This window comes from Chloroflexota bacterium (genome assembly GCA_014360805.1).
In the GTDB taxonomy this organism is placed as follows: Bacteria; Chloroflexota; Anaerolineae; order DTLA01; family DTLA01; genus DTLA01.
In genome coordinates, this window is the sequence record JACIWU010000035.1 from 1 (window position 1) to 18394 (window position 18394).

Sequence of the window (18394 nt, forward strand, 5' to 3'; positions counted from 1 at the left end):
CCCCCGCGCTGAAGGTGCGAAGCCCCGTTGGGGCTGGGGTAGCCCGCAGGGCTTTGTCCATTTAGCCCGACGGCTTTAGCCTCGGGCGAAACAATACAGGAGGCAGCGGTATGCCCTATTGGCAGCTGTTCTATCACTTTGTATGGGGGACAAAGAACGGCGAGCCCCTCATCAGCCTGGAGTGGGAGGCTTCGGTGCATAACGTCATTGCAGGTAAGGCGCAGGCACTGGGCGGCATTCTGCATGCGGTAGGGGGCATGCCGGATCACGTTCATTTGGTGGTTTCGGTGCCCCCGAAGATCGCGCTTGCCGATTTCGTAGGACAGATCAAGGGCAGTAGTTCACACTTCGTCAATCACAGCCTAGACATACAGGGACAGTTTGCATGGCAGGCCGAGTACGGTGTCGTATCGTTTTCCGGGAAGTCCCTAGCGAGTGTTGTAGGGTACGTCAAACGCCAGCGCCAGCATCACACTGAGGGCACCTGCATCCCCGGACTAGAACGTCTTGCCGATGACCTATCCCCACAACGCACGCGCGGATAGAGGTGTGGGCTGGTCGGCCCACGCATGGCAGCGCACGCGCGGGGCTGAACCCCCGCGCTGAAGGTGCGAAGCCCCGTTGGGGCTGGGGTAGCCCGCAGGGCTTTGTCCATTTAGCCCGACGGCTTTAGCCTCGGGCGAAGGCGCGTGTGCGGGGTGGCGCGCGGGGCTAAACCCCCGCGCTGAGGGTGCGAAGCCCCGTTGGGGCTGGGTGGCGCGCGGGGCTTTGTCCATTTAGCCCGACGGCTTTAGCCTCGGGCGAAGGCGCGGGGCGACGCACGCGTCACCCCGCTACAAACATTGTGCAAGGAGGCAACCCATGTTTGACTGGATGCTCACCGCAGAGCAGAAACGGCTCCAGGAGGAGGTGCGCGAGTTCGTGCGCAGCGTCCCACGCCAACTCATCCTGGACATGGACGCCGACAAGGTGCGTTACCCCCGCGAGTACATCCGCTGGGCCGCCGAGCGCAACCTGCTGGGCCTGCGTTTCCCCGCGGAGTACGGTGGGCGCGGCCTGCGCTGGGAGGATGAGATCATCGCCCTGGAGGAGGTGGGCGTGTTGGGCACGTCGCTGGCGTGCCTGTACTCCCTACCCAGCATCGTGGGCGAGGCCATTGCCGCCTTCGGCACGCCCGCGCAGAAGGAGAAGTACTTGCGCCCGACGCTGGAGGGCCGCCTGACCTGCGCCGAGGCGCTGACCGAACCGCGCGGCGGCTCCGACTTCTTCGGCAGCACGTGCCAGGCGCGCCGCGAGGGCGACGTGTACATCCTCAACGGGCAGAAGCGGTTTGTCGTGGGCGCCGAGGGGGCCGACTACTTCTTCGTGTACGCCCGCACGCGCCCCGAAGGCCCCGGCCGCATCTACTTCCGCGATGCCCGCGTCCCCGCCGAGAACTTGGTGGGCGAGGAGAATTGCGCCGCCGAAATCTTCTGGCGCATGATGATCCCCGAGCGGATGACCTCGGCGGCGGGGGCCATCGGCATGGGCCGCGCCGCACTGGAAGTCGCCGCCCGCTACTCGGACCTGCGCACCGCCTTCGGCCAGAAGATTCGCCGCTTCCAGGCCGTCTCGTTCAAGGTGGCCGACGCCCTCACCCAACTGGACGCCGCCCGCGGATTGGTGTACGCCGCGGCCCGCGCCATTGACACGGGCCAGTCCCACGGCCTGATTCGCCGCATGGTGTCCGAGGCCAAGAAGTGCGCCACGGAGACGGCGTGGCTTGCCGTGAATCACGCTATGCAGATTATGGGCGGCATCGGGTACACCAACGTGTACCCGATTGAGCGGATGCTGCGCGACGTGCGCCTGGTGATGATTTGGACGGGCACCAACGAGATCATGGATTTGCTCATCCAGCACGAGTACTACAAGCAACTGCTGACGGAGGGGCCTGCGGGCCGCGACTTGGAGATGGACGCGCCCGAGGCCGACCGCACCGACGAGAAGGTGTACGAGTAGGGACGTCTGGAACACGAAAGTCGCGGAAGAAACGCGAAAGGCACGAAAGGTCTGCTGGAGTGCGTCTTGTCGTAACTGAGGGGCAGGGGCGGGGCAAGAACGCGCCGATTCCACCCAGTGCATCCTTTCGTGTTTTTCGCGCCCTTTCGCGTCCTTCGTGATTCGAATGCCCGCCTTGACATCCCTATCGCCTTTGCTATCATGCGCCCAAACTCATCCCTAGGGGAGCGTTCATGCACATCCGCCAGATTGACACCAACAACCGCCGCGACGTCCAACGGTTCCTCCGATTCCCGTTTGACCTGTACCGCGGGTGTCCTCAGTGGGTGCCGCCCTTCGCGTCCGACGCCAGAGCCGTGTTCAACCGCAAGAAGCACCCGTTCTACACGCATTCCGACGCAAACTTCTTCGTCGCCGAGCGGGACGGACGCATCGTTGGACGTATCGCGGTGTTGGACCACCGCCTGTACAACGAGCACCATGGCCGCCGCACCGCCTTCTTCTACCTGTTTGAGTGCGAGGACGACGCCGAGGCCGCGCAAGGGCTTTTCGCTGCTGCGTGCGACTGGGCGCGGGCGCGCGGCCTGAACGAGATGAAGGGGCCACACGGCTTCCTGCGCTCCGACGGGCACGGCGTGCTGGTAGAGGGGTTTGAGCACCGGCCGGCCCTGGGCATCGCCTATAACTATCCCTACTACGACGCGCTCATCACCGGCGCGGGCTTCGTGGGATACGATGACTTCCTATCGGGCTACCTGGGCCGGGGGTACGAACTGCCGCCCCGCTTCTTTGAAATCGCCGACAAGGTCCGGGAGCGGCGCGGATTCCGCATCCAGGAGTTCCGCTCCAAGCGCGAGATGCGGCGCTGGATTCCGATAGCCGCGCAGGTCCTAGAGCGAGCCTTCGCAGATACCGCCGAGTTCTGCCCATTCACGCCCGAAGAGTTTAAGCGGATGGTGGACCAACTCATCCTGGTGGCCGAGCCGCGGCTCATCAAACTCGTCATGAAGGGCGATGAGCCGGTCGGATTTCTGTTTGCCTTCTCGGACATTTCCGCTGCGCTGCAGAAGACGGGCGGGCATCTATGGCCCTTCGGCTGGATTCGCATCCTGCGCGAGTTCCGCCGCACCGACTGGGTAAACATCAACGGCCTGGGACTCCTGCCCGAGTACCAGGGCATGGGCGCCAACGCGGTGCTCTATGCCGAATTGGCGAAGACGCTGATGGGCTCGCAGTATAACCATGGCGACATCGTGCAGGTGAGCGAGGCGAATCTCAAGAGCATGGGCGACATGGAAGCCATCGGCGTGAGGTGGTACAAGCGGCATCGGGTGTATCGGAAGGATTTGTAGGGCCGATTGGCGCACCCGATCACAGGGGATATTCGTGAATTGCGCCCGTTGGGAGGGATTGGTGGTCGCGGGCGAACGCAGGGGGCGCCCCCACGCGAATGTGTGCTCCCTGAGCCTCATGTCTCCCCCTGGATAGCGTTGCCGCAGCCTCCCGAGCAGGCCATAACCGACATGCCGCAGATGCCACTCCGCGCTATTACAGGCGGGGCAGTCCCGCGCCCAGGCAGAGCGCCTTTGGGGTTGGCCCCTCGCACGACGGGCGCGACAGCCTTTGGGGCGGAGTACGGTGGCGTGGCGAAGCGAGTAGAGTCCGTGTTGACCCTACCCCGAAGGCGTGCTAAACTAGAAACTTGCCGGCACACGGTTGTCGCCGCGCCTGTCGGACATTTGCTCTGAGGAGGCTCATCGTGGTCAGCATCAACACCGACAAGGAAGCCGCAGCGTCTCCTGCGAGAACCGGCTTGAGCCGCAACGTCGTCTGGCTGGCACTCGTCTCGTTCTTCACCGACATCTCCAGCGAGATGACTCTCACCACGCTGCCGCTGTTCCTCACGGACGTGCTCGGGGTGCGCACGGCCATCGTGGGTTTGATAGAGGGTCTGGCCGAGACGACCGCCAGCCTGATGAAGATCTTCTCCGGCTATATTTCGGACCGCCTGGGGAAGCGAAAGTGGCTGACCTTCGCAGGGTACGGGCTTTCGGCCGTGTCCAAGCCGTTCCTGTACTTTGCGGCCTCGTGGGAGGCTGTGCTGGGGATTCGCTTCCTGGACCGACTGGGGAAGGGGATTCGCACAGCGCCCCGCGATGCGCTGATCGCCGATTCGGCCGACGCGAACAACCGCGGCGCGTCCTTCGGACTTCATCGGGCGGGGGACACGGCGGGGGCCTTTGTGGGCCTGGCGCTGGCCGCTGGCATCATCTACGCCAGCCAGAAGTTCGGCCTGGCCATGACGCGCGAGACGTACCAAACGCTCGTGCTCGTGGGCATTATCCCCGCCTTCGTCGCGCTGTTGATCCTGGGGCTATTTGTCAAGGAAGCGGTGGTTGGCGGGAAGAAGCCCGAAGGGGTGCGCTTGAGCCTGCGGGGGTTCTCGCCGCGGTTCAAAGCCTTCCTCGTCATCGTGGTCCTGTTCACACTCGGCAATTCCAGCGACGCTTTTCTGCTGCTGCGGGCGCGGAATGTGGGGCTGTCGGTCTTCCAGATTTCGCTGATGCTGGTGGCGTTCAACCTCATCTATGCGGCGATCTCCGCGCCGGCGGGGTCGCTTTCGGACCGCGTCGGGCGGCGTCGGCTGATTGTGGCGGGCTGGCTGGTGTACGGGCTTATCTACTTGGGGTTTGGGCTGGCGCGCGCGGGGTGGCACGTCTGGGCACTGTACGCCGCCTATGGTATCTACTACGGCGCGGTGGAGGGGACGGCCAAGGCGCTGGTGGCCGACATCGTCTCGCCCGAAAAGCGCGGCACCGCGTATGGCGTGTACAACGCGGCGGTGGGGCTTTCGGCCTTCCCCGCGAGTTTCATCGCGGGCATCTTGTGGCAGGGAGTGGGGCCGTGGCAAGGATTTGGCGCGGCGGCGCCGTTCTACTTCGGGGCGGCGCTGGCCCTCATGGCGGTGGCGTTGCTGGTGCTGTGGCTGCCCAGAACCCGCGCCACCGAAGCGTAGATACATAATTCGGAAGCGAGGTACGTGCACGTGAGCAAGCCAAAGTTGCGAGTGATCCCGCTCGGGGGACTTGGCGAAATCGGGAAGAACATGCTCGCCATTGAGTATGGCTCCGACATCCTCATCGTGGATGCCGGCGTCATGTTCCCCGAAAACGACATGTGGGGGGTAGACCTGGTCATCCCCGACTTCGGGTACCTGCTGGACAAGACGGAGCGGGTACGCGCCATTGTGCTGACCCACGGGCATGAAGACCACATCGGCGCGCTGCCTTACGTCCTGCGCCAGATACCGGTACCGGTGTACGGCACGCGGTTGACCATCGGCCTGGCCAAGGTCAAGTTGCGGGAGGAGGGGATGGCCGATGCCGCGCCGCTCCACGAGGTTGGGTTGCGGCAGCCGTTTCGCATCGGGACGTTTGAGGTGGAATGCTTCCGCGTGAACCACAGCATTCCCGACGGCGTTGGCCTGGCCATTCGCACGCCGCTGGGGGTGCTGGTGCATTCGGGCGATTTCAAGTTTGACTACACGCCCATTGAGGGCAAGGGCGCGGATTTGGCGCGACTGGCGCAGTTGGGCGGCGAGGGGGTCCTGCTGCTCATGGCCGACAGCACCAATGCCGAACGGCCTGGGTTTACCCCCTCCGAGCGGACCGTGGAGCAGGCCTTTGACCAGGTCTTCTCGCGCGCCAAAGGGCGCATCATCGTGGCCACTTTCGCCTCGCTCATCCCGCGGGTGCAGCAGTTGGTGAACTGCGCGCAACGCTACGGCAGGCGGATCGCGTTTGCTGGGCGTAGCATGGTGGACAACGTCAAGATCGCCCAGGAGTTGGGCTATCTGACGATTCCGGACGGACTGGTGGTGGATCTGGGCGCCATCAAGAACATGAAGCCGGATCAAATCGTGATCGTGGCGACGGGCAGCCAGGGCGAGCCGACCTCGGCGCTGGCTCGCATGGCGGCGGGAACCCACAAACAGGTGCAGATTGTCCCCGGCGACACGGTCATCCTGTCGTCGCACGTGATTCCCGGCAACGAGGAGATGGTGGGCCGCACGATCAATCGCCTGTTCCAGCGCGGCGCCGAGGTGGTGTACGAGGCCGTGGCCCAGGTGCATGTGTCGGGACACGCGAGCCAGGAGGAGCAGAAACTCATCTTGAGCCTGACCAAGCCGAAGTACTTCCTGCCGATTCACGGCGAGTTGCGGCACCTGCACCACCACGCCCGCACGGCGATTGAACTGGGCATGCCGCCGGAAAACGTGTTCGTCGTGGAGAACGGGTACGTCATAGAGATAGACGAGAAAGGGGCGCGCGTCGCCGAGCGGGTGCCGGGCGGCTGGGTGTTCGTGGATGGGGCGGGCGTAGGTGATATTGGCCCTGCTGTGCTGCGCGACCGCGAGACGTTGAGCCGCGATGGATTTGTGGTGGCGGTGGCGTTGGTGCGGCGAGGCGGCTGGGCGCTCCAGCGTCCCGTGGAGTTGGTTACGCGCGGCGTCGTGTACCTGCCGGAGGCGCAGGAACTCTTGCAACGGGCTGCGGCCGCCGCCAGCGAGGCCGTAACGGCGGGGAGCCCGCCCAAGGACGAGGTGGACGTGCGCGAGCGGGTGCGCCGCGCCCTGGTGCGCTTCTTCCACGACGAGGTGGGCCGAAGCCCCATGATTGAAGCGGTCGTTGTCGCCGTGTAGGCGCTGCCGATTCACGCTGTGCGTGAGGTCGCCGGATGAGACGCAACCTGGAATTGCTGGACGAGGAAATCGTACAGCGCATCCTGGACGAGGCGATGGATCTCATCGCAACGACGGGCGTGCGGGTGCTGGCGCGGGAGGCGTTGGACCTGCTGGCGTCATCCGGCGCGCGGGTGGACGGCGACGTGGCGCGGATTCCGGCGCCGCTGGCGCAGCGGGCGCTGGCATCGGCCCCGCGCGAGTTCTCGCTCTACGACCGCAGGGGCCGCGCGACAGTCCGCTACGCCGGCGATGCCGTGCACTTTGACCCCGGCTCCTGCGGCGTGCATATCCTAGACCCCGAAACCGGCGAGCACCGGTCGTCGGTGGCAAGCGACCTGGTGCGCATCGTACAGGTGGCCGAGATGCTGCCGGAGTACGCCGCGCAGTCCACGGCGGTTATCTGCGATGACGTGCCAAAGGACATCGGCGACCTGTACCGTCTGTTTCTGGTGCTGCTTTATTCCGAGAAGCCTATCGTAACCGGCGGGTTCACGGCCAGGGGCACGCGCACGATGATCGCCATGCTTGCGGCGGAGAGCGGTGGGCCTGAAGCCTTGCGCGCGCGCCCTCGCGCCGTCTTTGACATGTGCCCATCCCCGCCGCTGCGCTGGACCGAGTTCGCCGCGCAGAACCTCATAGACCTGGCGCGGGCGTGGGTGCCGGCGCAATTGGTCTCCATGCCGTTGGCCGGGGCGACGGCCCCCGTAACGCTCCTGGGTTCCCTTGTCCAGCACGCGGCGGAGACGATCAGCGGGATTGTGATCCACCAACTGGCGCAGCCCGGCGCGCCAGTGGTCTGGGGCGGCGCGCCCGCCATCTTTGACATGCGCGCCGCGACGACGCCCATGGGCGCGGTGGAAACCGCCATGCTGGACATCGGCTACGCGCAGGTGGGCAAGCACCTGGGCCTGCCGACCCATGCGTACATGGGGGCGAGCGATGCCAAGATCGTGGACGCGCAAGCGGGCCTGGAGTCGGGCGTTACGGCGGTTTTGGGCGCGCTGGCCGGCATCAACATGATCAGCGGCGCGGGGATGCTGGATTTTCTCGCCTGCTTCAGCGTGGAGAAACTTGTCGTGGACGCCGAGGCCATTCGCATGGCCTTGCGGCTGCTGGACGGCATCCAGGTTCGTACCGACCGCCTGGCGACGGACGCCTTCGCCCGCATGGGCCTGGGGTGCGACTTCCTGATGCTGCCCGAGACGCGGCGCTTGTTCCGGCTGGAGCAGGTGCTGCCATCGCCGGTGATAGACCGCGGCTCCCTGGGCGCCTGGCAGGCGGCGGGTTCGCCCGGCACGCTTGCCCGTGCGCGGGAGCGGGTCCGCACGCTGCTTGCGGCGTATTCCCGGCCCAGCCTGGCGCCCGACGTGGAGCGGGAACTGTATGCCATCGTGCGGTCGGAGGCGCGCCGCGTCGGCCTGGAGCATCTGCCGGGCACCGAATCCCTCGGTGCGCGCGGCTAATCCCATTCCGGAGCGATGCGTATGCGCGTAGCCATGTATTACAACAATCAGGATGTGCGCCTGGAGGAGATGCCCACCCCGCGCATCGGCCCGGGCGAACTCCTGGTGAAAGTGATCGCCAGCGGCATCTGCGGCAGCGACGTGATGGAGTGGTACCGCATCAAGAAGGCTCCCCGCGTGCTGGGGCACGAGATTACCGGCGTCATCGCCGAGGTGGGCGAGGGGGTCTCGCGGTACAAGGTGGGCGACCGCGTGTTTGTGTCGCATCACGTCCCGTGCAACACGTGCCGCTACTGTCTCAACGGCCAGCACACCGTCTGCGACACGCTGCACACGACGAACTACGACCCGGGCGGGTTCGCCGAGTATCTGCGCGTGCCGCCCATCAATGTAGACCGAGGCGTGTGGGTCCTGCCGGACGATGTGTCGTTTGAGGAAGGGGTCTTCATTGAACCTCTGGGGTGCGTGGTGCGGGCGCAGCGCGTGGCGAACGTCCGCCCTGGGCAGACGGTGCTCGTGCTGGGCAGCGGGATGTCGGGGCTGCTGCACGTCGCCCTGGCGCGGGCATCGGGCGCGGGGCGCGTGATCGCCACCGATGTGCACGAGTACCGACTTCAGGCGGCCCGGCGCTTCGGCGCCGACGTGGCGCTCCATGCGGCTGAGGATGTTCCCGCGCGCGTCCGCGAGGTGAACGACGGCCGATTGGCCGATGTGGTGTTCGTGTGCGCAGGGGCCATGTCGGCCTTCCGCCAGTCGCTGCAATCGGTGGGGCGCGGGGGAACCATCCAGTTCTTCGCGCCGACGCCACCGGGCGCGGAATTGCCCATTCCGGTCAACGATTTCTGGCGCAATAGCATCACGGTGATGACTTCATACGGGGCTGCGCCGCAGGACCTGACCGTCGCGCTGGATTTGATTCGCGCGCGCCGTATCCCGGTGGCCGATATGATCACCCACCGGTTGAGCCTTGCGGAGACCGGCCTCGGCTTCCGAATCGTGGCCGAGGCGACGGAGTCCATCAAGGTGATCGTGGAGCCGCAGCGGTAGCGCGGGCTGTGGCTACCCCTGCCATCCCAGGCGCGTGGAGATGGCCCGCGCGGCGGCGACGATGCTCTCGGCGATCTCGGACACGCGTTCCGGCGTCATGCGGCTGGTGGGGCCTGGCATGCTGATGACGGCGATCACCTTGCCCTCTCGGTTGCGGATCGGCGCGGCCACGGCGCGGATGCCGATTTCAAACTCCTGGTCGTCGTAGCCGTAGCCGCGCGCGCGGACCTCGGCCAGTTGCGCCCACACTTGTTCGGCCGAGGTGATGGTCCAGTCGGTGTATCGGGTGAGCGGCTCTTTGAGGATGCTGCGCGCTTCGGCCTCGGGCATGAAGGCGAGGAAGGTCTTGCCGCTGGCGGTGCAGTGGGCCGGGAGCCGCATGCCCACCCGCGCCGCGATGGTCAGGGTGTGCTTGCCCTGGATCACCTCCACGTAGAAGACCTCGCCTCGGTCAAACACGCTCAGGTCGCAGGTCTCCTCAAATCGGTCCACGAGCGCCTTCATGTGGGGGATGGCCTCGCGCCGGAAGTCCAGGGTGCGGATGGCGGCCATGCCCAACTCGGCCAGGCGCAGGCCCAGCCGATAGCGCTCGCCGTCGGTCGCCCGCTCCAGGAAGCCCCCGTTCATCAGCGACACGATGATGCGATGCGTGGTGGCCTTGTGGAGGCCGACAAGTTGGGCGATCTCGGAGACGCCGCGCTCGGGATGCTCGTCGTCAAAGCAATCCAGAATCTGCATGGCGCGCTCCATGACGCGCACCCGGTAGATGTTGGGGTTTTTCATCCGTGCTCCTTGCGCTGTGGGATTGCGACCGCGCCGCAGTGGGGATTATATCACGATTGGGCGGGAGATTCAATCTTGGGGTGGCCGCGTGGGGAACCTGCCCGGTCTTCGCGCCGTCGCGGCCTCTCGACCTCACCTAACCCCTCCCACACCCTCCCCTTCCCTCTCCGCGCGCGGAGAGGGAAGGGGAGGGCCAGGGTGGAGATGGGTGAGGTAGACCTCGCCTCCGGCGGCTATGGGAAGCCGCCCTACGGGTTGGGGCGTGGTGCCACCAGCCCATTGCGAGCGTAGGGCAGGTTTCCATACCTGCCCGTGTATCCGGCGGCTATGGGAAGCCGCCCTACGTGTTTTGGCGTTGTGCCACCAGTCCATTGCGAGCGTAGGGCAGGTTTCCATACCTGCCCGTGTGTCCGGTCGTCGCGCCGTCGCGTTTCGGGTCTGGGGGGCAGGAAGGCGCGGCGGCGTGCGCTCGGCGGTGGGCGGGGGCGTCTCCTCTATGCGGTCGGCTCCCGCTGCTTGTTCAGGAACTACCGCGCGTGGCTATCTACGTTGACACGAAAGCGCGCACGTGAAGGATTTCTTCATGGCGCATTGGGCGAATGTCCGGTTCAGCCAGTGTTACCACTGCGATGGTCTTGCCTTCGCCCGTAACAAACTCCACCTCAAAGGTTTTGCCATCTTCATAGCAGTGAACAACGGCGCCAACGTCGCCACGCCTGAGACCATATGCCTCTAGATCTTTGGCAAGGACAACCGTATCAAGTTCCCGAATCATTGGAACCCTTCCTTTCCCTGCCTAGGCGGCTATGGGAAGCCGCCCTACGTGTTGGGGCATTGTGCCAGCATCCCAATGCGAGCGTAGGGGCAGGTTCCCATGCCTGCCCCTGTGTTGCCTCCGCAGCCCAGACGCCGCCCTGGCGTCCGCTGCGGGATGCCCGTCGGCGCGGGGGGGGGCGCCCGCGGCCTCGCGTCAGATGTACAAATGGTGCGGGTCTATCTCCTCGCGCAGGAGGCGCAACTCCTCGGCGGTGGGCGGGGGCGTCTCCTCTATGCGGTCGGCCAGCAGGAGTTCAAACCCCGTGTTCTGGATGACCTGCTCCACGGTTACGCCCGGATGCACCGCCAGGAGTTTCATCCGCTTGGTGGCGTCGTCAAACCCCATGAGCGCCAGGCTGGACACGACGCGGTAGGGGCCGGTTCCGGGCGGCAGGCCGGCTGCCTCGCGGGCGCCCGGGCCGGTGAGGTAGCCCGGGGTGGTGATGAAGTCCACCTTGGGGACGAAGCGCCGGGCGTCGTGCTGCATGATGGCGATGGTGCGCCAGCAGTGGGAACCCACATCGTTGGCGCCACCGCTGCCGGGCAGGCGGGCCTTGGGGCGGGCGTGGTCGCCGATGACGGTGGAGTTCAGGTTGCCGTAGGGGTCAATCTGCGCGCCGCCCAGGAACCCGTACTCTATGAACCCGCGCTGGGCGGTCTCCATGGTGTCGCAGATGCCGGTGGCCGACAGGGCGCGGTGGAAGGTGCGCTCCTCGCCCACGGCCAGAGGCAACTCTTCCAGGATTGCGCCGGTGCCGCCGAACTCAAAGACGGTTACCAGGTTGGGCGCGTGGAGTTTCTGCGCCAGCGCCGCCGCCAGCATCGGGATGCCTGTGCCGATGAAGGCGGTGGTGCCGTCCTCCATGAGGCGCGCCGCCACGCAAATGAGAAGTTCGCGGGGGTTGTACTCGGTGCTCATGGTTGCCCTCCCTTGCGGTATCGCAGGCCCTCCAGGCGGTCGCGCCCGACCAGGTCCATGTACTCCTCGTGGTTCTTGGGGCCGTACACGTACTTCTGGAGGTAGGTCTGGGCGGTGTCAGGCTGCTCCATCTCCTTGACCCACTCGCGGATGAGTTCCTCGTCGCGGCGATAGACATAACACATCTCGCCCGGGTGCGAGCCGAAGGGCGCATGGACGACGGCATCCACCAGGTAGTAGGGAATGACCGTTCGGTCGGGGCGCTTGCGGATTTCCTCGGTGGGGATGATTTCCTCGGCGCTGACGATGAGGCGCTTGCAGGCGCGGGCCATTTCTATGGCAAACCCCGCGATGCCGTCAATCTGGCAGTTGCCGTAGCGGTCGGCGCGGTGCACGTGGATGAACCCCACGTCCAGGATAAGGGCAGGGAGGAGGGCGACCTTCTCGCCGGTGAAGGGACACTCCACCACCTTCGCCGCGCTGTACTTCAGCGTGTCGGTGCCGAGCATGGAGCGAACGGGGATGAAGGGCACGCCCATAGCGGCGGCCTTGAACCGCCAGGTGATGCCGCCGTTGGACCATTCCACGACGTGCTGCACCCGACCGCTCTCCACTTCGCGGCGCAGGTTGGCCGAGATGCCGTACACCTCGTTGCCGATGTAGGTGATGTCTAACGCGCGGACCCGGCCCGTCGCGAGGAGCAGGTCCAGTTCCATGACGCCCTGGCAGGCGACGCGGAGGTCTTTGTACCCCTGGCGGATGAGTTCGCGGACGAGGGACATGGGGCAGCGGACGGTGCCGTAGAGTTCGGTGCCGATGTACGCGCCGTCAAACATGAAGCGAGAGATGGCCTCCTGCTCCGACATTAGTTTGTCCACCAGGGCCTTGTTCTTGTGCAGGCGGTTCCACTCTCGGAAGGCGTTCATGTCGGGCGGCTGGATGAGTGGGCCGATGCCAGATTCCACTACATGCATGGTTCGCCTCCTTTGCTAGTTGCCAGTCCGTTCTGGCAGTGCCGTTCATGCCGAGCAGAATGACCTGGTTCTTGGCGGAAACGCGGTACGATATGGGGGCTTGCCGCGCCATCGCTCTGCCGCGAGAAGCGCGTCGGGGCCGCGGAGGCCGGCCTTGTGTCGCTGCCTGCTCCGCGCCTCAGCAGACTTGCCGTTGCGATGCGGGCCGGTGCGGCAAATGCCCCTAGAGATGCTGCGCGAACCACCGGGTGGATGCGGTGATCACCTCCTTTTCCCAGGCGATGGATGAAAACGTGTGGTCGGCGCCCTCTACCATTTTCAGCGCTTTGGGGCCGGTCAATGCCTGCAGGTACTTGTGCGCGTCATCGGGCGGGACCGATGCGTCTGCGGTGCCTTGGACGACGAGGGTGGGGCCTGCGAATCGGCGGAGTTCGTCCAGCGGGCGGATGGCCATCATCTGGCGGATGAATTCGTGGCCGACGACAAGCCCGCCGATGTCGTAGCCGGACGGGTGAGCCGCGGGCGGGCGCGATGCGTTGGCCGCGCCTTTGGTGAGGACCTCGGCCAGGTTGGCGGGCGCGGCCCAGAGGACAAGGGCGCGCACGCGGGGGTCGCGCCCCGCCAGACAGGCGGCTACCAGACCGCCCAGGCTGAGCCCCAGAACACCCAGACGCGCCTGGTCTATCTCGGGTTGGGCGCTCAACCAGTCCAGTGCGGCTGCGGCGTCGGAGATTTCGCCCTCAATGGTCATGTCGGCGAAGTCGCCCTCGCTCTCTCCAGAGCCGCGGAAGTCAAACCGAAGCGCCGCAATGCCGTGTTGGGCGAGATGTCGGGCCTGTTTGGTGAAGATGAAGTGGGACTCGCTGCGGTGGCCGGTGAAGCCGTGGAGCAGGACGACGGCGGGGCAGGGGGTTGGGCCTTCGGGAAGGTGCAGCATGCCGTAGAGGTTCTGCCCCTGGTTTTGGAAGACCACGAGTTTTTCCATCTGCGGCCCTCGCTGTTGAGATGTTTGGCCCTCGGTCAAGGGCGCGCCGGCGCGTAGGGTTGGCCTATGGTCAGGGTTGTGCTGACTCGGGCGGCGCGGCAGATCGCGCCTGATACAGCATGATCTCCGCCTTTTCCAAGAGTTGCTCCGCAGAATCGGCCTGCTCAGGGAAGTGAGCGAGGCCGATATACAGAACGCGCGTGGGCGCGGCGACGTCCGAAGCCGCCTGGTAGTCGGCCTGCGCCTTCTGCGCAAGCGCGGTCGCTTCGTCCGGCGCGGCCATGGGCAGAATCGCGGCAACTTCGCTCACGCTGTATCTCCCCAGGATGATGTCCTCGTTGCCCTGCTGGCAGAGGACCGCCGCAAGCGAGCGGGCTTGTTTGTCCAGGGCGGCCAGTCGGCCTTCCTGTGGGATTCTCTCAGCCTCCACGCTGGCGAGGAGAAGGGCCAGCGGGTAGTTGTGGCGGGCGGCTCGCGCGCACTCGCGTTGGAGCGCCTCAATCATGTATTGGCGGTTGTAGAGGTCCGTGCCTGGGTCGCGGGTCGCCAGGTAGTAGGCGTCGTCGGACGCGCCCTGTTCGGCGAAGTCCATGTAGCGGACGCGAAACACGGTGTCGCCGACGCGGAGCAGGTCGCCGTCGCTGAGTTCCGCGCGCTCAATCTGCTCGTCATTGACGAAGGTGCCATTGCTGCTCTCCAGGTCCACCACCACGGCCGTGCGTTCGGTCAGCAGGATTTTGCAGTGCTGGCGGGAGACTCTGCTATCCCACAGGCGCAGGCCCGCGCCCATCTGCCGCCCCAGGATGGTCTCGGGTTCGCGGATGATGAAGGCGCGGGACAGGCCTCCTCCGACTAGGGGGATGAGCCAGAGCGCGCGGACCGGATTCACCCGAGGCATGTCGGGGTGGGAAATCATCACGGTTTGTTCCAGGGGAGGCGCGGCGAGCTTGCCGGGATGCCGCACGGCGGGCGTATCCACCTTCTTGCGGGGATCGTACCCTATCAAGGCCATATCCGCCTGCTCCTTGTCGCAGAATCCAATGGATTATAGCATGTTCCGCGCAGAGTGCAAAGCGCAAACGGGTGATGCGGTCCGAACATAGTAGGGCAGGTTTCCATACCTGCCGCGGGGTTGTAACCGCGAATAACACGAATCTACGCGAATGGAGAACGTGCGGCGCACCTCCGAGGTGCGTCGCACGTTGGGAGTTGCACCTTGGGAGTTGTAACCGCGAATAACACGAATCCGCGCGAATGGTGAACAGACCCCAAGGGTCTCGGAGTTGTAACCGCGAATAACGCGAATCTACGCAAAGGATTGCCTCGGCGCTTCGCCCCGCGCCCAATGCAACCCCGCGCGGGAGACGAGGTTGGGCGCTTGTTGACGGCATCTGCCATTCCGAATACCATAGGCGCAGGATCTCGGAGGCGGATACATGGGACTGGGAACCCTGCCGTTTGAGGAGATGTATACCCGGGTGTACGAGGTGGTCGCCCTGATTCCGGCGGGGCGCGTCGCTACCTACGGCCAGATCGCGCGGATTGTTGGGCCGCCGTGCACGGCGAGAATGGCCGGCTGGGCGCTTCGGGCGATGCCCGCGGGCCTGGAGATCCCGTGGCATCGCGTCATCAACGCTCGCGGTGAGATTAGCACGGAGTTCCGTGAGCAGGAGGCTGCGCTGCAACGGCGGCTGCTGGAGGCGGAGGGGGTGGAGTTTGACGCGCGGGGCCGCACCGACTTGCGCCGCTTCCAGTGGGCCGGGCCGGATCGGGCCTGGCTGGTTGCCCACGGATACCCCGTGAGCGACGAGGGCGAGGAGCCGCGACAGTTGGAGTTGTTGTAGCGTGCGCGCGCAACGGTGCGGCAAATACGATTCCAAGGAGTTCCGGTGGAAGCGCACAGACTTGACATAGAGAAACCCCTTGCGGAAAAGGTGGAGCGCCTGCGAGGGCTGCTCGGGGATATGGTGTCCGTTCTGGTGGCCTTTTCGGGCGGGACCGACAGCACCTACCTGCTGGCCGAGAGCCTCGCGGTCCTCGGCGCGGAGAATGTCCTCGCCGTTACCGCCGACGCGCCCATACACCCCCGGCGGGAGATGCGCGAAGCCGAGGCGCTGGCCGCGCGGTTGGGCAGTCGGCACCTGTGGATTTCTCTGCCGGTGATGTCCGACGATGCGTTTGTCGCCAACCCGCCTGACCGGTGCTACGTGTGCAAGCGCGGGTTGTTGACCAGGTTGCGGGACCTAGCCCGCGAGCGGGGGCTGGCTTTTGTTGTCCACGGGGCGAATGCCGACGACGCGGCGGATTACCGCCCAGGCCAGCGGGCAGCGGAGGAGGTGGGCGCTCGCGCACCGCTGGCCGAGGCGGGCCTGACGAAGGCCGAGATTCGGGCGCTGTCGCGGGCGCTGGGACTGCCCACATGGGACAAGCCACCGCAGGCTTGCCTGGCCACTCGCATCCCCTACGGCACTCGGATTCGCGAGGATGACCTGGCACGCGTGGAGCGCGCCGAGGAGTTCCTGCGGGCCGAGTTCGGGCTACGACAAGTGCGGGTGCGCCATTGGGGGCCGCTGGCAAAGGTGGAATGCGAACCCGCCGACTGGGCGCTGCTGATGACCGACTCGGCCAGGGAGCGGATTCTGCGCGCGTTTCGGGAGGTGGGCTACGTGTACGTGGCGCTGGATTTGGCCGGCTATCGGACGGGCAGCATGAACGAGACGTTGGGACCGCAGGAGGAGAACCCTCTTGGATGAACTTGAGTTTGCGAATCCGGATTTGTTTCGCGACGACCGGAAAGGCGCGCCCGAAGTCATATTCGCGGGGACGAAGACGGTGGAGCAATGTCTTGCCATCGCCCAGAAGTTCTTGCAAGTGCGGGGGCGGGCCATTTTGAGCCGCGTCCCGCCAGACCTGGAGGCGCGATTGCGCGCGGAGTTTCCGACGTCGCCTGACCCCGAGCATCCGCAACGGCCGTGGCTGGAATGGGACGGCGAGGCGCGCGCGGCAGTGTTGAGGCGGGTGGGCGGCGAGGTGCGGCCTTCGGGCGGGCGCGTGGGCATCATCACGGCGGGGACGTCGGACATTCCGGTGGCGGCGGAAGCGGCGCTGATCTGCCGCGAGATGGGGTGCGAGGTGTTCAAGGCCCACGATGTGGGCGTGGCAGGCTTGCATCGCCTGTTTGAGCCGCTTCGGGCGCTGCTTCGCGATGCTCGGGTGGACGTGATCGTCGTGGCGGCGGGTATGGATGGCGCGCTGCCGTCCGTGGTGGCGGGGTTGGTGGATGTGCCGGTCATCGGGCTGCCCACGTCGGTGGGGTACGGGTTCGGCGGGGGCGGCATCGGCGCGCTGACCTCTATGTTGCAGACGTGCGCGCCTGGGCTGGCCGTGGTGAACATAGACAATGGCGTGGGCGCGGGAATCGTGGCGGGCTTGATCGCGAATCGGGTTGCCGCCGCGCGGCGCGAGGGGGACGGAAAATGAGTCGGGCGGTGTACTTGGATTGCTTCGCCGGCGCAAGTGGCGACATGCTCCTGGGGGCGCTTCTCCATGCGGGCGTTCCGCTGGAGGGCGTTCTGACCGCGTTGCGCGCTTTGCCGGTGGGCGACTTCACGGTTGAGGCGCGCGAAGTCGTGCGGGATGGGATTGCGGGCATTCGGTTGGAGGTCCACGTGGACGTGGAGCGGCAACCCCATCGCCATCTGTCGGACATTGAGGCGCTGCTTCGCGGTGCGGGCGACGCGCTGCCCGCTCGCGCGCGAGAGCGGGCGCTGGCGGTTTTCCGCCGGCTGGCGCGCGCCGAGGCGCGGGTTCACGGCGCGACGCCCGAAGAGGTGCATTTCCACGAGGTCGGCGCCGTGGACAGCATCGTGGACATCGTGGGGTTTGCGGTGGCCCTGGAACTGGCCGGCGTGGAGGAGGTGTACGCCTCGCCGCTGCCGTTGGGGCGGGGTTTTGTCCGCGCGGCGCACGGGGTCTTGCCGCTGCCCGCGCCGGCCACGCTGGAGATTCTGGCCGAGTCGGGCGCGCCCACGTATCCCGTGGAGGTGGAGGGCGAAACCGTTACGCCGACAGGCGCGGCGATTCTGAGTGAGGTCGCGCAGTTCCGGCAGCCTGAGCTGCGGATCAGTCGGGTGGGCTACGGATTTGGCAAGCACGAGGGCTTCCCGTGGCCGAACGCGGTCCGCGCGTGGGTAGGCGAGACGCGGGCCAGCGAACACGAGCGGGTTGTGCTCCTGGAGTGCAATCTGGACAACGCCACGGGCGAGGCTTTGGGGCACGCGATGGAGCGGCTGTTCGCCGCGGGCGCGCTGGACGTGTGGTTCACGCCGATTCAGATGAAGAAGAATCGCCCTGGCGTGGTCCTTTCCGTCATCGCGGCTCCGAGCGATGCCGAGGCGTTGGCCGCGGTCGTGCTGCGCGAGACGCCGACGCTGGGCCTGCGCTGGCTGGAGGCGGAACGCCGCACCGCCGAGCGGCGCACGGAGACGGTGCCGACGCCCTGGGGCGAGGTGCGCGTGAAGGTGAAAATGCTGGACGGCGGAGTCGCGCTGCGGCGGCCCGAGTACGAGGACTGCGCGCGCATCGCCCGCGAGCACGGGATTCCGCTGGAGGACGTGGTGCGCGCTGCCCTGGCGGCGACGTGAGGCTCGCGCAGCACATCCC

General features: G+C 66.1%; 17 protein-coding genes. 11 read left to right on the top strand and 6 right to left on the bottom strand.

The genetic code is table 11. From position 1 onward, the window contains the following. Positions 1-110: 110 nt before the first annotated feature. The 7 genes from tnpA (at position 111) to H5T65_07515 (ending at position 9255) form a co-directional block, all read left to right on the top strand. A complete protein-coding gene (gene tnpA / locus H5T65_07485) occupies positions 111-545 on the top strand; it encodes an IS200/IS605 family transposase (protein MBC7259076.1) in 435 nt (144 codons plus the stop codon). Positions 546-861: 316 nt separating this feature from the next. Then, positions 862-2001 (top strand): acyl-CoA/acyl-ACP dehydrogenase, encoded by a 1140-nt coding sequence (locus H5T65_07490; GenBank protein ID MBC7259077.1) that lies wholly within the window; start codon positions 862-864, stop codon positions 1999-2001. Between the two features lie 233 nt (positions 2002-2234). Then, a complete protein-coding gene (locus tag H5T65_07495; protein ID MBC7259078.1) occupies positions 2235-3353 on the top strand; it encodes a hypothetical protein in 1119 nt (372 codons plus the stop codon). Between the two features lie 416 nt (positions 3354-3769). Then, positions 3770-5017 carry an MFS transporter gene (locus H5T65_07500; GenBank protein MBC7259079.1) on the top strand — a complete coding sequence of 416 codons (1248 nt, stop codon included), beginning with the start codon at positions 3770-3772 and terminating at the stop codon, positions 5015-5017. A gap of 24 nt (positions 5018-5041) precedes the next feature. After that, complete coding sequence (locus H5T65_07505) at positions 5042-6703, top strand: ribonuclease J (protein ID MBC7259080.1); 1662 nt, start codon at positions 5042-5044, stop codon at positions 6701-6703. 35 nt (positions 6704-6738) lie between these two features. After that, the gene (locus H5T65_07510; GenBank protein MBC7259081.1) at positions 6739-8208 is read left to right on the top strand and encodes a trimethylamine methyltransferase family protein; all 1470 of its coding nucleotides are present in this window, start codon (positions 6739-6741) and stop codon (positions 8206-8208) included. Between the two features lie 21 nt (positions 8209-8229). Further along, the gene (locus tag H5T65_07515) at positions 8230-9255 is read left to right on the top strand and encodes an alcohol dehydrogenase catalytic domain-containing protein (protein ID MBC7259082.1); all 1026 of its coding nucleotides are present in this window, start codon (positions 8230-8232) and stop codon (positions 9253-9255) included. A 12-nt stretch (positions 9256-9267) separates the two neighbouring features. On the opposite strand, the gene H5T65_07520 is transcribed toward H5T65_07515, so the two are convergent. The 6 genes from H5T65_07520 to H5T65_07545 all read right to left on the bottom strand — a co-directional run bounded on the left by H5T65_07520 (position 9268) and on the right by H5T65_07545 (position 14744). Further along, the gene (locus H5T65_07520; GenBank protein ID MBC7259083.1) at positions 9268-10038 is read right to left on the bottom strand and encodes an IclR family transcriptional regulator; all 771 of its coding nucleotides are present in this window, start codon (positions 10036-10038) and stop codon (positions 9268-9270) included. Between the two features lie 544 nt (positions 10039-10582). Then, entirely contained in the window at positions 10583-10813 is a 231-nt protein-coding gene (locus H5T65_07525; GenBank protein ID MBC7259084.1) for a DUF4926 domain-containing protein, read from the bottom strand. 195 nt (positions 10814-11008) lie between these two features. Continuing rightward, on the bottom strand, positions 11009-11773 hold the full coding sequence (locus H5T65_07530) for a 3-oxoacid CoA-transferase (GenBank protein MBC7259085.1): 765 nt from the start codon (positions 11771-11773) through the stop codon (positions 11009-11011). After that, positions 11770-12747, bottom strand: a complete 978-nt coding sequence (locus H5T65_07535) for a CoA transferase subunit A (GenBank protein MBC7259086.1) — start codon at positions 12745-12747, stop codon at positions 11770-11772. Before H5T65_07535 ends, H5T65_07530 begins: the two co-directional genes overlap by 4 nt. Before the next feature lie 223 nt (positions 12748-12970). Then, the gene (locus H5T65_07540) at positions 12971-13732 is read right to left on the bottom strand and encodes an alpha/beta fold hydrolase (GenBank protein ID MBC7259087.1); all 762 of its coding nucleotides are present in this window, start codon (positions 13730-13732) and stop codon (positions 12971-12973) included. A 70-nt stretch (positions 13733-13802) separates the two neighbouring features. Continuing rightward, the gene (locus H5T65_07545; protein MBC7259088.1) at positions 13803-14744 is read right to left on the bottom strand and encodes an FHA domain-containing protein; all 942 of its coding nucleotides are present in this window, start codon (positions 14742-14744) and stop codon (positions 13803-13805) included. Positions 14745-15168: 424 nt separating this feature from the next. Here H5T65_07545 and H5T65_07550 point away from each other — a divergent pair, with 424 nt between their 5' ends. From H5T65_07550 to larC, 4 genes are all read left to right on the top strand, one after another. Further along, a complete protein-coding gene (locus H5T65_07550; GenBank protein ID MBC7259089.1) occupies positions 15169-15576 on the top strand; it encodes an MGMT family protein in 408 nt (135 codons plus the stop codon). 120 nt (positions 15577-15696) lie between these two features. After that, the gene (larE, locus tag H5T65_07555) at positions 15697-16485 is read left to right on the top strand and encodes an ATP-dependent sacrificial sulfur transferase LarE (GenBank protein MBC7259090.1); all 789 of its coding nucleotides are present in this window, start codon (positions 15697-15699) and stop codon (positions 16483-16485) included. Next, entirely contained in the window at positions 16478-17212 is a 735-nt protein-coding gene (gene larB / locus H5T65_07560) for a nickel pincer cofactor biosynthesis protein LarB (GenBank protein ID MBC7259091.1), read from the top strand. The genes larE and larB overlap by 8 nt, the downstream gene beginning before the upstream one ends. After that, positions 17209-18375 (top strand): nickel pincer cofactor biosynthesis protein LarC, encoded by a 1167-nt coding sequence (larC, locus tag H5T65_07565; protein ID MBC7259092.1) that lies wholly within the window; start codon positions 17209-17211, stop codon positions 18373-18375. Before larB ends, larC begins: the two co-directional genes overlap by 4 nt. The last annotated feature ends 19 nt before the right edge of the window (positions 18376-18394 follow it).